This window comes from Spirosoma harenae (assembly GCF_054776975.1).
Genome location: NZ_BAAHBD010000053.1, coordinates 113476 through 128744, shown reverse-complemented (window position 1 = coordinate 128744; position 15269 = coordinate 113476). Strand labels below are relative to the sequence as shown.

The following is a 15269-nucleotide window of genomic DNA, read 5'->3' as shown; positions in this document are numbered from 1 at the left end:
CACCGAACGGGAAAGCGGTGCCGAGAAGCCTCAGCACCGCTTTATCGTATCCGAATTGCTTTCACCCACTTATGGAATCAAAATTCGGGATGACTCATGTTTTTCGTGCCTTTTAGCCTGAATTCGTGCCATCTGTGAAAGTTTGGTTAGGATTTTCAAGGACATTCAGCATATTTGTTTTTATTCCCTTCTCCCCAAAAATCCCTTGTTCCTTGTATGCAACTCGAAATTAAAAACCTCTCTAAAACCTATTCTAATGGCGTTAAAGCCTTGAAACAGGTTTCACTCACCATTCCACAGGGAATGTTTGGACTGCTTGGTCCGAATGGCGCCGGGAAGTCATCACTCATGCGAACCATTGCTACGTTGCAGGAAGCGGATAGCGGCAGTGTGCAATTAACCGGTTTGCCAGAAGGTGATCTGGATGTACTAACCCAGAAAGATGCCGTTCGCCGATTATTGGGTTATCTACCGCAGGAATTTGGCGTGTACCCGCGGGTAACGGCTGAAGCCATGCTCGATCATATTGCTTCGCTCAAAGGCATTGCCAATGGTCGTGAGCGGAAAGAATTAGTGCAGGGGTTGTTGCAAAAGGTGAATTTGTATGAAGTGCGTAAAAAAAACCTGGGTACGTATTCGGGTGGGATGAAGCAACGTTTTGGCATCGCTCAGGCACTCATTGGCAGTCCAAGATTGATCATTGTCGATGAACCCACCGCTGGACTCGATCCCGCTGAACGAAATCGTTTCCACAATTTACTTTCCGAAATCGGCGAAAATACCATCGTGATTCTGTCTACGCACATTGTAGAAGACGTTACCAATCTTTGCTCCGACATGGCCATTATTTGCCTGGGCGATGTGGTAGCGACAGGTAATCCGAACGATTTGGTGAACGATCTGACTGGGAAAATCTGGCAGAAATCCGTCGAGAAATCAGAAATTGATACCTATCGACAGACTTACCAAATCATTTCGACACAGCTCAAAGGTGGAAAAACCCGGCTTCACGCGTATAGCGACGTACCACTCACCGATTTTGTTCCCGTTACTCCCGATCTGGAGGACGTGTACTTTACGAAGATTACTGAGAAAATGGGGGCTGTCACCGTTTAACCGTACGAAACCATGTTTGGAGAAATTTTTAAATTCGAACTGGCGTATCGGTTGAAACGACCAGCTACCTATCTATATGCCCTGATTCTCTTCCTGTTTACGTTTCTCTTTGTGATTTACGGGAATGGACCTGCCTCAGAGAAAACAAATGTAAACTCGCCGTATGCCGTCAGCCAATTCGTGGTAGTGCTGACTATTTTCGGGACGCTTGTTGCATCCGCTATAATGGGCGTTCCGGTTTACCGGGATATTGAGCACAATACGAAAAATTATTTTTTCAGCTTCCCCATAACCGAAAAAGGGTACGTTCTGGGCCGATATTTCGGGTCATTTGTGGTCTTACTAGGCGTTATGGCCGTTGGTATGTTTGGGATTGTAATCGGCTCATTATTAGGTCCAATTTTCAATCTGGCTGATAACACCGAGCGATTTGGTCCGATTCGATTGCGCGATTATGTAAATCCGTTTTTGCTGTTTGTTGTACCGAATATGTTTCTGGTTGGCAGCATCTTTTTTGCACTAGTGGCCTTTTCGCGTCAGGTATTTACAACCTACGCGGGAAGTATTTTACTGTTCATTGCGTATCTGCTCGGTACTACGCTTTCGCAGGATCTGGAGAATAAACATCTGGTCAATCTGCTTGATCCGTTTGGATCATTTGCCTATGATACCGCTACGAAATATTGGTCGCCGGTGGAGCAGAATACGTTGCATCCGCCCCTGGAAGGTGATCTGCTGACGAACCGATTGATCTGGTTTAGCGTGGCTTTACTGGTGTTTTTAGGAACGGTATTTCGATTTAGTTTCTCCCGTTTTCTAGCCGTGAAACTGGGGAAAAAGGCGAAGGAGGAAGTCCGAACGGAGAAAGCGCCTTCACTGGCTAGTTTGCCAACACCCAAGCCTGTTTTTCAAGTGAGTACGTACATCCAACAGATGTTCAAGCAGGCTCGGCTGGAATTTTCCAACATTGTACGCGACCCCTATTTTATTGCGATTTTGCTTGGGGCCATATTGTTCCTGTTTCTGGACGGCTGGTTTGGTATTCAGACGTTTGGTACGCCTTCGTTGCCTACAACCTATGCCATGCTCGAAGCAAGAAATGGCACGTTTTTCTTCTTCGTACTGATCGTCATTATTTTCTACACGGGTGAGGTTGTCCATCGTGATAAGACGGTGCATTACGACACCATTGCCGATGCGCTACCCGTTCCGGATTGGATGAATTACGGCGCTAAACTGCTGTCGATGACGTACATCTGTCTGTTGCTCTGTACACTGATCATCATTTCGGGTGTATTGAATCAGACGGTAAAAGGATATTTCAACTACGAATTTCCGTTGTACTTCCGCGATGCCTACGGCATTGCATTTACGCAGTATTTTCAGTTGGTGATGCTGGCGTTTTTTGTGCATACGATGGTCAATCAGAAGTTCGTCGGGCACATTGTTACGTTGGCAGTGTACGTCGTGATTTGGGCCGTGCCGCAGTTTGCTGAGTTCAATTACAAGCTAGCGATTCCCTTTTCCGGTGGAGGTGTTCAGATTTCTGATATGAACGGATTTGGACATTACTTAGCTTCTCTGGCTTCCTTCCGACTGTATTGGTATGCTTTTGGAGGAATTTTGCTGGTGCTGGCCTTGTGGTTTTGGAATCGGGGGGCGGATACGAGTTTTAAATCGCGGTGGCAATTGGCCCGACAACGTATGGGACGTATATCGATGGCGTTGGTGGCTTTATTGTTGGTTGCCTTTGTGAGTATGGGTGCCTGGATTTATACCAACGTTAGCGTTAAAAACCGGTACTACTCCGCCGACGAACAGCGTGAACAACAGGCTGATTATGAGAAGAAATACCACAAATACGAGAATGTGTTACAGCCGAAAATTACCAGTGCCAAACTAGCTGTCGATATTTATCCGGATGAGTTTAAAGCGTTGGCTACAGGGGCATTTACTATTGTCAATAAAGGCGATAAGCCCATCGACTCGCTACATTTGACAATGCCAGCTGATAATTTTCACCGAAAACTGACCAAATTTCTGGTTGATGGAAATGCGCCGAAACTGATCTTCAACGATACAGATTTTGGCTATTTTATCTACCGACTTCCGAAAACGCTGAACCCCGGCGACACGGCTCGTATGGATATGAGCGTTACGGGCCAATATGTTGCATTTGCCAATAATGGTGATAGTCGGGATGTAGTGGCGAATGGTACATTTTTCAACGTAGGCATTTTCCCTGGCTTCGGATATAATACCGGTGCCGAATTGGATAGTGATAAATACCGGAAAAAATATGGCCTGCCGATTAAAGAATGGACGGCACCGGCGCAAAACGATCCGCGCGGCTTACGCGATTTTCTGTTTACTGATGATGCCGATTGGGTAACCTTCGAAGGAACGATCTCGACCAGTCCTGATCAAACAGCCATCATGCCCGGCGAATTGATTAAAACATGGACAGCTAACGGATCGGATGGCAAACCGCGGAAATACTTCCAGTATAAACTGCCAGGTTTCTCGGATTATTTTTTCAGTATGTGTTCGGCGAAGTATGGCGTTAAACGGGACACATGGAAGGGGACTGATGGTAAAACAGTGGCGCTGGAGGTCTACCATCACCCCAATCATGATCGTAATCTCGACCGATTTATTGCCAGCATGAAAGCGTCGTTGAGTTATTACACGAAGCATTATGCGCCCTATCCATATCCCGTTTTGCGTGTGCTGGAGTTTCCGCGTTATGCTGCTTTTGCACAATCTTTTCCGACAACGGTACCGTATTCAGAAGAGTTTGGTTGGGTAGGCGATTTCCGCGATCCGAACAAAACGGACTACGCCTATTACGTAACGGCTCACGAAGTCGCGCACCAATGGTGGGGCCATCAGATTATGCCCAGCCGGACACGGGGTTCCAATCAGATTTCGGAAACGATGGCTGAATATTCGGCACTGATGGTACTCAAACAGCGATATGGTGTCGATGCCATGCCGAAATTCCTGAAATACAGTCTGGATCGATACCTGAGCGGTCGGGCGTTTGAAGATAAATTTGAGGCTAATATGCTCGATAACGATACTCGTTCGTATATCTGGTATCAGAAAGGGTCGATGCTGATGTATGCGTTGCAGGATTACATCGGCGAAGAACGAGTCGATCAGGCAATGAACGACTATATGAAAGCCGCTCGTTTCCGCCAGAAAGCGCCGTTTACCACCTCACTGGAATGGTACGATTTTCTAAAAGCGGCTACCCCCGATTCGCTAAAACCCTGGCTAACCGATAACTTCGAAAAGCTGACGCTGTACGATAATCGAATCACCAAAGCTGAAGCCAAATCGATTGGCAATGGACAGTATAAAGTGAAGCTCTATGTCCGTTCGGCAACCGAGTATTATGACAAAGCGGGTAAAGAGATCGCGAAGGGAAAAGGGCCAGTTATTGCCGACATCGCCGTCTTGACCGACGACGGCAAAAATAAAGATGGCCTGACAACAAAGGTGCCGCTATACATGCAGAAGCGAAGTCTGACACCCGGTGAGCATGTAATTGAAGTAACGGTAAAAGGCAAACCGGTCAAAGCAGGGATCGACCCGTACAACAAATTGATTGACCGCGTTTCGGATGATAATGTCGTAAACGTAGAGATGCCTTAAGCAATCTTGTCCTGCTGACGAAGCCGGCGGCCCGGCTTCGTCAGCAGGACAAAAATATTTTCGACAATTTCTAGGACTTACTTTGATGAAAATGCCTGTAAATCAAAAGCTCAAAAGCTATTGTTTTCTTTGCCTGCTCATCTGCAGTGTCGGGCTAGTCTCGCTAAAACCACCAACCTACTGGCGTCCGCCAGATGATAGCAAATTACCTGCTGGAGCGAAAGGACAACAGATTCGATATGGTCGGGAATTGATTGCGCATACGGCAAAATACCTTGGCCCGAAAGGAACGGTCAAGCAGTTGTCGAATGGGATGAACTGTCAGAACTGCCACTTGGAGGCCGGTACAAAAGTGCTGGGTAACAACTATTCAGCGGTCTTTTCGACCTATCCAAAATTTCGGGATCGCTCCGGTGCTGTAGAGTCGATTGTGAAGCGAGTATCTGACTGCTTCGAGCGGAGTTTGGGCGGTCGGGCTCCCGATAGCACCAGTCGGGAAATGAGGTCGATTGTGGCCTATATGGAATGGTTGGGTACAGATGTGCCAAAAGGTCAACGTCCTGACGGAGTAGGACTGACCAAATTAGCGTTTCTGAACCGGGAGGCTGATTCGACAAAAGGACAAACAGTTTATGTCGCCAAATGCCAGGTTTGTCATGGTGCGAAAGGCGAAGGTATGCGAGTCGCTAGGGCTTTGGAATACGTATATCCGCCTTTGTGGGGTCCAAACAGCTACAACGATGGAGCTGGATTATATCGGCTATCGAATTTCGCGGGCTACGTGAAAGCCAACATGCCATTTGGCGCAACCTACGCCAGTCCGCAACTTACCGATGAAGAAGCGTGGGATGTAGCCGCATTCATTAATGCCATGCCACGGCCACACAAAGACCAAAGTAAGGATTGGCCGAACGTCGCCACAAAGCCTGTTGACTTCCCGATTGGCCCCTATGCAGATGCGTTTAGTGAGCACCAGCACAAGTTTGGGCCTTTCCAGCCCATTGCAGATGCGCGAAAAGCAAAGTAGATTTACTGAAAATCAAAAACTAACCATGAAGCACTTCATCTATTTATTCGTACTGGCTTTCGTCTGCACCACGGCTACGTCGATGGCACAAACTTCCGAAACAGGTACGTTTCACGGCGCTCAACCTACAAAATCGAAATATCGGGCTGTTTATCAGCTTAATACAGGCGATACGTCACTGATTCATCATGCACTGGCCAATATTCAAAATGCTCTGAACGACCCACGTCTAAAAGGGAAATTGGATGTTGAATTAGTGGTTTATGGTGCTGCCAATGTCGTTTATCGGAAAGACAAACACTATTTCGAAAAAGAAGTCGAGAGTTTGCAAAAACAAGGTGTTATTCTGGCCATGTGTGAAAACACCATGAAGATGCGAAAAATCAGCCGTGACGAATTATTCCCCTACGTAAGCTACGTACCCACCGCTAATGGTGAATTAATCATCCGCGAACAGGAAGGCTGGTCAATCATCAAGCCTTAATAGATTGGTTATATCAACAAAAAACTGCTCGTTACCGTAACTATCGGTGGCGAGCAGTTTTATTGTTTTATTTGCACTCAACCCAAAATAGCTATGCTTGATTTTCGCCTGAATGTCTTCTATACCGTGGCTAAACGGTTAAGCTTTACCAAAGCGGCAGCTGAGTTATATATTACACAACCTGCCGTAACGAAGCATATTCAGGAATTGGAGCATCAATTCGGTACCGCTCTATTCGACCGTCGGGGCAATCAGATTAGTCTGACAGCCGCGGGAAATACCCTGCTTCGCCATGCGGAAACTATCATGGCTACCTATCGCCAGTTGGAATTCGATATGAATGCGCTGAAGGGAGAGTCAAGAGGAGCACTGCGAGTAGGGGCCAGCACAACGGTCGCGCAATACGTAATTCCACCTGTACTGGCTCGTTTTCACGAACAATCGGCGGATGTATCGATTTCGCTGCTGAGTGGGAATACCGAACAAATCGAACAGCAACTGCTTAATGATGATATTGACTTAGGACTAGTCGAAGGGCGAACGCACCATAGCGATATTCGCTATACATCGTTTGTTAAAGACGAACTTGTACTCATCTGCCGTGCCGATCATCCACTAGCCGAACGCGATGAAATTACGCTAGATGAGTTAAAAAGCATTCCTATTGTGCTTCGCGAACGGGGTTCTGGATCGCTCGAAGTAATTGAACATGCCCTTCGTGGGATAGGATTGCGGCTCACTGATCTGACCATTGAAATGCAGTTAGGGAGTACCGAAAGTATTAAGTCCTACTTGGGTAGCTCACGGTGTATGGCGTTTGTGTCCGTCTTCGCCGTTCAGCACGAACTACAGGCGGGTAGCCTAAAAATACTTGATGTACAGGGCCTTACCATAGAACGAGATTTATATTCCATTCAATTACAGGGTGTGAGTGAAGGATTAGCCGACACTTTCATGCGCTTTGCCCGTCAGCATTATAAAGTGCACGGCGCATAGGATAAAAAAAGATAATTAATTACCCTCTGCTCTTACCCCCATGCCCTCTGCGACTCTATACAACCAGATTCGCCAGTAGCTTTTGGGCTCGTCGAAAATCTTTTCTAAGTGGAGACGATTTTCGGCGGCATTTTGGATAGGTACAGCCGAGATGACGTATTGTCCGTTTAGTGCCGTAAGAGCATCGGTGTTGATTTGTAAGTGATTAACCGATCGGTTCGCTGTTTTTCCGAATAAATAATTCATGCCTAGCTCCGCCGTATACAGGTAAGCGCGACAGGCATACGCATCGTAGTAAACCCGCATTTGACGAGTACCTTTGGCCAATTCTGTTGCGATGATCTTGCGGAATGCGTATTTATAGGGGAGAGGGTAATTATTTTGATAGCTATCGAGTGTGTAGAATCCGTTGAACTGTGCTACTGATGGATGCATGCCCAGGCAGATCACCCGGTAATCAGCCTGCGGACGACCAATGTAATCGCGAATTTGGGCAAACTGTTTCTCCGCGAAGAAGGCTCGAAAGGATGGATACTGGGCTTCAGTAATTGTACCAAACAGTTTTCCGGTATTAATTCGCCATTCTTTATTCGCTACGACCATTAAGGCAAATTGCCCGATAAGAAACAGCCGATTCCAGTTTCCGTTAGTCTTAAATTGACGTAAAGCCAGGGCGAAAAGGAAAAACCACAAAGTCGGTAATAGAAAATAAAAGCGGTCGAACTGGAATACACGAAACTTTAATCCCATCGGACTGGAGCCTAACCAAACGACCAGATAGTGGTAAAAACCATGAATCAGACAGATAATTGCTGCCAGAATTGGCAATCCAATTAGCCAGGGCAGTGCCCGAAAGTCATTTTTTCGATAGGCTTTCCAGGCTCCCAAACCAGCAACTACCAAAATACCTGACGTAAGAAAAGCACCTGTGTTGAACATTGGCCAGACAAACAAATCCAGACTATGGAACAAACTAGCCGTCAGCTTCATTGACCGGAGCTGGCCGTAATTGAACTCAATGCGCTGGGAAATATAGCTCTGATTGACGAACGCATAAATTAACTCGCTCTCGCTGGCTAGATACAGGATGGATAATAACCCCAAGCCGGTAACAGAGTACCAATTGATTCGATTGGTTTTCAGCGTAATCACTAGTCCGATGACACCTAAGGCAATGCAAATAAAAAGACCTGCCCAGACGAAAAAAGAATAGAAAGGGAACAGAACAATGATAACCCAATCGGACCAGCGTGCCTGATAGGCGAGGAGATTCAGAAAAGCAAATAGTAATAACGGCTGCCCCGTAACCGATACGCCATGTACGATATAGCAGGGTACTAGGGCGAATAAAAACGCAATGGCTACCCTTGTGAAAGCCCAATTCGCTTCTGGCAAAATGTGCTTTTTAAGCAGGAGATACATACCCCAAAAGCCAATGCCATGAACGGCTGCAAAGTTAACCACCTGGGCCGGATAGGGCGGTAAAAGCCAGAATGACAGCACTTCAAAATTCAACCCAGTTCGGAAAGCGGATCGGGGAATTCCCTGAAATGGTCCACCGCTCATCATATTGGGAATGACTGTATTCAGATCGAAATCGAAGGCAGTCCGAGTAATTTTTAGCAGGTATAGATACAGAAAATCACTGTCCAGATTATCATGGATCAACAAATGAGCCCCTTCGCCCAAAAGGATGTAAGGAAGAATATAACAACCCAGCAACCCAATAGCAATGAGCAGGTAGGTTTTTTCAGCACGAGCGAGTTCAGGTAACGACAGGGAAGGCATAATCAACTAAACCTAACAGGTTTTAAAAACCTGTTAGGTTTACAAAGGCAAAAATACTGAAATCAGGCTTTTTTGTACTTTTGCGTTACAAATTCAGTCATCATGCAAACACCGAACCGTCTACTTTGGGTTGGCTTAACGCTACTCACTCTTTCTGCTCATTCGCAATCCAAACCCGCTAAGTCAGCTAAACCAACTGCCAAACTTCCTGAATTTTCGATGTCGCGCTCGGAAGTCGAAGCACATATTCGATTTATTGCTTCCGACGAGTTACAGGGCCGCCGTACCGGTGAACCCGGAAACTGGACTGCTGCCCGATACATCGCCGAACAGTTTCGTCTACTGGGACTAAAGCCAGCCGCCGGAACAGACAATCAACGGGATTATTTTCAGCGAATCGATTTTGAAAAAGTGAAAGCGGCCACATCGGCTACGCTAATAGTTGGCAAGGATACGCTTAAATTAGGGAAAGAGCTGGTATTGATGGCCGGAGCGCCTACCAATGTTTCTGGTGAAGTGGTTTACATTGGCTACGGACTGACGGATGGCGAAGATGGGTATAAAGGTCGCGACGTAAAAGGGAAAATTGTTGTTGCACAGGGCGGATCGCCGGATGCGAAAGGGCCGGGCGCTATTTTTGGTGCATCGAATACCAAACGTAAACTGGCCTCCGAAAAAGGTGCCTCGGCGTTAATCGAGCTCTATAGCGAATCGATTCCCTGGGGTTTCGTCAATCAGTATTTTAATCGCGAACAAGTTTCGTTGGCCTCTTCAGGAAGTACACCGCTAACTCACCTGTGGGTCAACAATTCGAATAATCAATATAAGCAATTGAAAGAAGCTGGGCAGACCGTTACCCTGACTACATCGGGTCGTCCGCGAACTGCTCTGCCATCGGTAAATGTCGCTGGTATTATCGAAGGCACCGATCCTAAATTAAAAGACGAATACGTTGTCTTGTCAGCGCATTTCGATCATGTGGGTGTAGGTAAACAGGGTGGTAATGCCTATCAACCCTCCGACAGTATTTTCAACGGTACACGCGATAATGCGATGGGTACAGCAGCCATTCTGGAGGCCGCCAAAGCACTATCGCTGCAGCGGCCCAAACGGTCAATCTTGGTACTTGCCCTGACTGGCGAAGAAGTTGGCTTACTGGGCAGTCGCTACTATTCCGAACATCCACTGGTTCCACTGAAGCAAACCATTTTCGACTTCAATACCGATGGCGCTGGGTATAGCGATACAACGATTGTTTCGGTGATTGGTCTGGATCGAACCGGAGCGAGGGCAGAGATTGAAGCGGGAGCTAAAGCATTCGGACTGGGTGTATTTGCCGATCCCGCTCCTGAACAGGGGCTATTCGACCGATCGGATAACGTGAATTTTGCCGTAAAAGGAATTCCCGCTCCCGATTTTGCTCCGGGTTTAAAGTCATTTGATGAGGCAATCGCAAAATACTACCACCAGGCTATCGACAACCCCGAAACGCTGAATTATAGTTATACCCTCCGATTCTGTCAGGCCTATGCCTACGCGGCTCGTCTGATTGCGGATCGGGCCACGCGCCCGCAATGGGTTGCTGGCGATAAGTATGAAGCGGCAGGAAAAGCCTTGTATGGACAACAGTAGAGTTTTGTAAAGCAGACTTTTATCCAAATAGACAACCGATTAACCCGAATAAAAACCGTCGGACGAATCGGAAAACTAAATGGTTAGCCTCGACGTTTATTAACTATTAACGACACCTCGATATGCTATTCAAATATCTCTTTATCATTACACTAATTATTCTGTTTGTACCTCCTGTGCGTCGATTTGTGTTTTATTTGCTGGTTGGTCGGCAATTAGTGAAAGAACAGCGGCAATCGGGTAATGTTCGGGCAGGCCGCCGGGAAGGTGAAATTCGTGTAGATAATCACCCTAAAGATTCGGATTCCCGCTATAAGGGAGGTGAGTACGTTGACTACGAAGAAGTTAAATAGCTATAGATAACTTGATATAAATCGACCGCCGATCCGGATAGGGTTGGCGGTCGATTTATTTTGCGGTAACCTCTTCTTCTTTTTTGTACTTCACGGCTAAGCCAGTCATTACATAACCATTATCGGTTATTGAGGTGTAGTACGTGTATTTCACGGCTACCAGCGCATCGGCACCTAATTTCTTAGCCTGCATCGTCAGTCGGGCCAGCATCAGTTCTTTCTGCTGCATATCGTTTCCCCGCTCTACCATTCTACGGTCTTTGGATTGACGGTCTGTTAAGGGAACTTCGCCTTTCACTTCCAAATCCTGCAAAGGCGCAAATGGTCGCTCAGGCCGCTGATTCTCATAGAATACATCGACAGGGTAGTGGGCTTTATTCTGTAAGTAAACAACGGGCTGAAAACAGCCCGATAGTCCCACAACAACCAGCAACAGAGGGATAATTTTCATTCTGATTTTCCTTATAAATTCGCCAGAATCTCGGATACGACTCTCGGATAATGGGCATGCTCCAGTACTTGTACTTTTAGGGCTACGTCGTCGGGTGTATCGGTCGGCTCGACAGAGCAACTAGCCTGAAAAATAATCTGGCCTTCGTCGTAGCGTTCATTCACGTAGTGAATCGTAATGCCCGACTCAGTTTCTCCGGCCTCTACGACCGCTTCGTGAACGAAGTGCCCATACATGCCTTTACCACCAAATTTAGGCAATAATGCTGGATGAATATTAATGATCCTGTCGGGAAATGCCTGTACTAAATTAGTGGGCATCAGCCACATAAAACCAGCTAATACAATCAGGTCAATGTTCTGATTCTGAAGAATTGATACAATTCGATCAGTCGTATAAAACGTTGACCGATCGAAAAGCAATATGGGAATGTGCAGTTTTCGGGCCCGTTCAATAACCCCAGCTTTCGGATTGTTTGATAGAATCAGTGAAACTTCAACTGATGAATTATCGGCAAAATACTCGGCAATTTTTTCGGCATTTGAACCGGAGCCGGAGGCAAACAGGACGATGCGTTTCAAAGGATATAAAAGTCAATAGCCATTAGTTGATAGGTAATAGGTAAGTGATTATCAGTTTTTTGCTGGTGACTAACGACTATTGACTATCCACGAATGGCCCGAAATTACAACTTTTACCTATTTTTGTCGGTATTCATCGTCAACACTATGCTGGCAACCAACCAACTTACCTTCGCATACGGTCCAACGAAGCAGTTCACATTTCCGGATGTACACTGTGCCAACAAGGAAGCACTGCTGATTTTGGGCCGATCTGGGACGGGTAAAACAACATTTCTACATTTACTGGCACTGTTGCTTAAACCGAAAAGTGGTTCGGTAACGATCGATCAGACGGATTTGACGAAACTAAGCGTGGCTGAAACGGCTGCGTTTCGCGCCCAGCATGTAGGAATTGTTTATCAGAAACCTCACTTTGTCAGTTCGTTGTCAGTACTTGATAATTTGTTGTTAGCGAATTATTTAGCCAATAAACCACAGGATAAGGATCGGGCTCGCGAGCTAGCTGGGCAATTGGGTTTTGGCGATCATTTGAATAAAAAAACGCATCAACTTAGTCAGGGAGAGCAGCAGCGAGTGAGTATTGCCCGCGCAGTAATGAATCAGCCTGGTGTGATTCTGGCCGATGAACCAACCTCCAGTCTCGATGATGAGAATACGGAGCGTGTTGTAAAACTTCTGCGCGAACAATCGGAGCAGATTGGTGCCAGTTTGATTGTGGTCACCCACGATCAACGATTAAAGGATGCTTTCCAGAACCGTGTCGCTCTCTGAATCTATCTTTTACTTTGCTTCTATGCGTAAATTACTTCTATTTATCTTCCTGATTCCGACGATATTACTGGCCCAGAACCGGAAGAAAAAAGATTATCTGGTTACCGTCAATACGATGTATGGGCCAATGAAGCTCATATTGTATGACCAGACCCCGAAGCATAAAGATAATTTTATTAAACTCGTCGATCAGAAATTCTACGATAGCCTGTTGTTTCACCGAATCATCCCGCTTTTTATGATTCAAGGAGGTGATCCTAATTCAAAAAATGCAAAACCCGACGAACCACTGGGTAGAGGTAGCCACGGTGACCGAATTCCAGCTGAATTTGTTCCGACGTATTTTCATAAGAAAGGTGCTTTAGCCGCTGCCCGCGACAATAATCCTGAAAAAGCATCGAGTGGTTGTCAGTTTTATATCGTGCAAGGCCGCGTTTGGGACGACACCGAATTTCAAAAACAGATTGAGCGCATTCAGAATATGAAAGGTCGGCTGCCAACCGACGAGCAAAAACAAGTGTACAAAACACTTGGCGGAGCTCCACATCTTGACGGTAATTATACGGTTTTCGGTGAAGTCGTTGATGGGCTAGCGATTGTCGATAGTGTAGCCAAACAACCTCGTAATGAATTAGATCGTCCGAATAAAGATATACGGATGACGATGACGGGCGAGTGGATCAAAAAGAAGAAAATCACGAAACAATACGGATATAAATACCTGTAGAGACCCAAGGAATTGCGTCTTTACAGATTAACTGGTACTTATGAAAAAAATTCTTATCACAGGCGCTAACGGACTACTAGGCCAGAAATTAGTTGACTTACTTACTAAACAAAAGGGAGTTGAATTAACGGCTACCGCACGGGGTGAAAACCGCCTACCCTATTCAGAAGGTTATGCTTACCGTTCGATGGACATTACGGACCGGCAACAGGTGCTGGATGTAATTGGTGATGTAAAACCCGATGTTGTTATCCACGGTGCAGCTATGACTGATGTGGATAAGTGTGAAATTCAGAAAGATGCGTGCTGGGCGCAGAACGTTCACGCCGTTGAATACATCGTCGAAGCTTGTCGAGCTGCCAATGCCTTCTTGGTACATGTTTCGACTGACTTCATTTTTGATGGAACCGCCGGGCCATACGATGAAACTGCCGAAGCCAATCCAATCAGTTTTTACGGATGGAGCAAACAGGCGGGCGAATCGGTTGTCAAACATTCGGGAATTAAATGGGCTATTGCTCGTACTGTGCTCGTATACGGAATTGCACACGACATGAGCCGCAGTAACATTATTCTCTGGGTCAAAAAATCGCTTGAGGACGGTAAAAATATTAAGGTCGTGACCGACCAATGGCGGAGTCCAACGCTGGCCGAAGATTTGGCAATGGGTTGCTATTTAATTGCTGATAAAGAAGCCGAGGGAATTTTTAATATATCAGGCAAAGAGGTGTTGACTCCCTACGAAATGGCGATAAAAACCGCCGATTATTTTGGCCTTGATAAATCGCTAATTGCCCAAGCCGACGCGTCGACATTCACCCAGGTAGCGCGTCGACCTCCGCGTACAGGTTTCACATTGGATAAGTCCCATACTGTATTAGGCTATGATCCACATAGTTTTGATGAAGGAATCGCCGTACTGGCTAGCCAATTGAAACAACCCGCATGAGTCAGGTGAAAATTTACGGGGTGCGCGAGCATCTATTGCCCATACGTGATCAGCTTTCCGAGGTGATTCATGCCTGTGTAGTCGATGCACTTCAGTTTCCGGCAAACAAACGCGCACACCGCTTTTTCTATCTGGCACCCGAAGATTTCTTCCGGCCTGCAACAGCTTCCGAACGCTACATTATTCTGGAGTTTATGATGATCGAAGGACGTAGTGTCGACACGAAGAAAAAGCTTATTCATTTGCTTTATGAGCGGATCAGTCAGCAAATTGGTTTGGCGGTGACTGACCTCGAAATCTGCATTCTGGAGAGCCCAGCGCACAATTGGGGATTTCGTGGGATGACTGGTGATGAGATTACGTTGAATTACAAAATCAACGTGTAACTGTGGCGGTTACCCTGCATGTGAAGGTCAAGCCTGGCAGTAAAGTCGATCAGTTATTTTACGATGCTGCCGGGCAGCTAAATGCCAAAATCAAAGCACCAGCGCAGGACGGCAAAGCAAACGCCTATCTAATTGATTTTCTAGCCAAACAACTCGGTATTGCCAAGTCAGACATAACCATCGTATCTGGCTTTACTAACCCACATAAGCGGTTAGCAATTGACGTAGAACCAGAAGAATACAAGCGCTTTTTGGATAGATTGTCTGATTGACAAGATTATTACAGCGTCTATTTAATAACCATATACAGATAAAGACAGCCCTGCGTGTGCTGTCTTTTTTCTT

Annotated in this window: 15 protein-coding genes; 12 read left to right on the top strand and 3 right to left on the bottom strand. The window is 46.2% G+C overall.

What is annotated here, in order from left to right; translation table 11 throughout:
* Positions 1-216: 216 nt before the first annotated feature.
* From ACYVE4_RS32240 to ACYVE4_RS32220, 5 genes are all read left to right on the top strand, one after another.
* Complete coding sequence (locus ACYVE4_RS32240; protein WP_461044545.1) at positions 217-1116, top strand: ABC transporter ATP-binding protein; 900 nt, start codon at positions 217-219, stop codon at positions 1114-1116.
* A 12-nt stretch (positions 1117-1128) separates the two neighbouring features.
* Positions 1129-4776: an ABC transporter permease/M1 family aminopeptidase gene (locus tag ACYVE4_RS32235; RefSeq protein ID WP_461044544.1), complete on the top strand. Its 3648-nt coding sequence runs from the start codon at positions 1129-1131 to the stop codon at positions 4774-4776.
* 91 nt (positions 4777-4867) lie between these two features.
* Complete coding sequence (locus ACYVE4_RS32230; protein ID WP_461044543.1) at positions 4868-5803, top strand: c-type cytochrome; 936 nt, start codon at positions 4868-4870, stop codon at positions 5801-5803.
* Between the two features lie 25 nt (positions 5804-5828).
* Positions 5829-6287, top strand: a complete 459-nt coding sequence (locus ACYVE4_RS32225; RefSeq protein WP_461044542.1) for a DsrE family protein — start codon at positions 5829-5831, stop codon at positions 6285-6287.
* Positions 6288-6380: 93 nt separating this feature from the next.
* Positions 6381-7283: a LysR family transcriptional regulator gene (locus ACYVE4_RS32220; RefSeq protein WP_461044541.1), complete on the top strand. Its 903-nt coding sequence runs from the start codon at positions 6381-6383 to the stop codon at positions 7281-7283.
* Between the two features lie 15 nt (positions 7284-7298).
* On the opposite strand, the gene ACYVE4_RS32215 is transcribed toward ACYVE4_RS32220, so the two are convergent.
* Positions 7299-9071 (bottom strand): DUF6044 family protein, encoded by a 1773-nt coding sequence (locus ACYVE4_RS32215; RefSeq protein ID WP_461044540.1) that lies wholly within the window; start codon positions 9069-9071, stop codon positions 7299-7301.
* Between the two features lie 102 nt (positions 9072-9173).
* Between ACYVE4_RS32215 and ACYVE4_RS32210 the strand changes: the two genes are divergently transcribed.
* Both ACYVE4_RS32210 and ACYVE4_RS32205 read left to right on the top strand, forming a co-directional pair.
* Positions 9174-10703 (top strand): M28 family peptidase, encoded by a 1530-nt coding sequence (locus ACYVE4_RS32210; protein ID WP_461044539.1) that lies wholly within the window; start codon positions 9174-9176, stop codon positions 10701-10703.
* Between the two features lie 122 nt (positions 10704-10825).
* Positions 10826-11056, top strand: coding sequence for a DUF4834 domain-containing protein (locus tag ACYVE4_RS32205; RefSeq protein ID WP_461044538.1), 231 nt, complete (start codon positions 10826-10828; stop codon positions 11054-11056).
* Positions 11057-11111: 55 nt separating this feature from the next.
* On the opposite strand, the gene ACYVE4_RS32200 is transcribed toward ACYVE4_RS32205, so the two are convergent.
* Both ACYVE4_RS32200 and purN read right to left on the bottom strand, forming a co-directional pair.
* Positions 11112-11507 (bottom strand): hypothetical protein, encoded by a 396-nt coding sequence (locus tag ACYVE4_RS32200; protein WP_461044537.1) that lies wholly within the window; start codon positions 11505-11507, stop codon positions 11112-11114.
* Between the two features lie 11 nt (positions 11508-11518).
* A complete protein-coding gene (gene purN / locus ACYVE4_RS32195) occupies positions 11519-12088 on the bottom strand; it encodes a phosphoribosylglycinamide formyltransferase (protein WP_461044536.1) in 570 nt (189 codons plus the stop codon).
* Positions 12089-12235: 147 nt separating this feature from the next.
* Here purN and ACYVE4_RS32190 point away from each other — a divergent pair, with 147 nt between their 5' ends.
* The 5 genes from ACYVE4_RS32190 to ACYVE4_RS32170 are packed head-to-tail and all read left to right on the top strand — an operon-like array spanning position 12236 to position 15196.
* Positions 12236-12862, top strand: coding sequence for an ATP-binding cassette domain-containing protein (locus ACYVE4_RS32190; protein ID WP_461044547.1), 627 nt, complete (start codon positions 12236-12238; stop codon positions 12860-12862).
* Between the two features lie 22 nt (positions 12863-12884).
* Positions 12885-13589 carry a peptidylprolyl isomerase gene (locus ACYVE4_RS32185; protein ID WP_461044535.1) on the top strand — a complete coding sequence of 235 codons (705 nt, stop codon included), beginning with the start codon at positions 12885-12887 and terminating at the stop codon, positions 13587-13589.
* Between the two features lie 40 nt (positions 13590-13629).
* Entirely contained in the window at positions 13630-14538 is a 909-nt protein-coding gene (locus tag ACYVE4_RS32180) for an SDR family oxidoreductase (RefSeq protein WP_461044534.1), read from the top strand.
* Positions 14535-14924 (top strand): tautomerase family protein, encoded by a 390-nt coding sequence (locus ACYVE4_RS32175; protein WP_461044533.1) that lies wholly within the window; start codon positions 14535-14537, stop codon positions 14922-14924. Before ACYVE4_RS32180 ends, ACYVE4_RS32175 begins: the two co-directional genes overlap by 4 nt.
* Positions 14925-14926: 2 nt before the next feature.
* Positions 14927-15196: a DUF167 domain-containing protein gene (locus ACYVE4_RS32170; protein ID WP_461044532.1), complete on the top strand. Its 270-nt coding sequence runs from the start codon at positions 14927-14929 to the stop codon at positions 15194-15196.
* Positions 15197-15269: the final 73 nt, after the last annotated feature.

Excerpts from the sequence above, each read along its gene's own strand:
- ACYVE4_RS32240 (WP_461044545.1), top strand. The coding sequence starts at position 217 with ATGCAACTCGAAATTAAAAACCTCTCTAAAACCTATTCTAATGGCGTT.
- ACYVE4_RS32235 (WP_461044544.1), top strand. The coding sequence starts at position 1,129 with ATGTTTGGAGAAATTTTTAAATTCGAACTGGCGTATCGGTTGAAACGA.
- ACYVE4_RS32230 (WP_461044543.1), top strand. The coding sequence starts at position 4,868 with ATGCCTGTAAATCAAAAGCTCAAAAGCTATTGTTTTCTTTGCCTGCTC.
- ACYVE4_RS32225 (WP_461044542.1), top strand. The coding sequence starts at position 5,829 with ATGAAGCACTTCATCTATTTATTCGTACTGGCTTTCGTCTGCACCACG.
- ACYVE4_RS32220 (WP_461044541.1), top strand. The coding sequence starts at position 6,381 with ATGCTTGATTTTCGCCTGAATGTCTTCTATACCGTGGCTAAACGGTTA.
- ACYVE4_RS32215 (WP_461044540.1), bottom strand. The coding sequence starts at position 9,071 with ATGCCTTCCCTGTCGTTACCTGAACTCGCTCGTGCTGAAAAAACCTAC.
- ACYVE4_RS32210 (WP_461044539.1), top strand. The coding sequence starts at position 9,174 with ATGCAAACACCGAACCGTCTACTTTGGGTTGGCTTAACGCTACTCACT.
- ACYVE4_RS32205 (WP_461044538.1), top strand. The coding sequence starts at position 10,826 with ATGCTATTCAAATATCTCTTTATCATTACACTAATTATTCTGTTTGTA.
- ACYVE4_RS32200 (WP_461044537.1), bottom strand. The coding sequence starts at position 11,507 with ATGAAAATTATCCCTCTGTTGCTGGTTGTTGTGGGACTATCGGGCTGT.
- ACYVE4_RS32190 (WP_461044547.1), top strand. The coding sequence starts at position 12,236 with ATGCTGGCAACCAACCAACTTACCTTCGCATACGGTCCAACGAAGCAG.
- ACYVE4_RS32185 (WP_461044535.1), top strand. The coding sequence starts at position 12,885 with ATGCGTAAATTACTTCTATTTATCTTCCTGATTCCGACGATATTACTG.
- ACYVE4_RS32180 (WP_461044534.1), top strand. The coding sequence starts at position 13,630 with ATGAAAAAAATTCTTATCACAGGCGCTAACGGACTACTAGGCCAGAAA.
- ACYVE4_RS32175 (WP_461044533.1), top strand. The coding sequence starts at position 14,535 with ATGAGTCAGGTGAAAATTTACGGGGTGCGCGAGCATCTATTGCCCATA.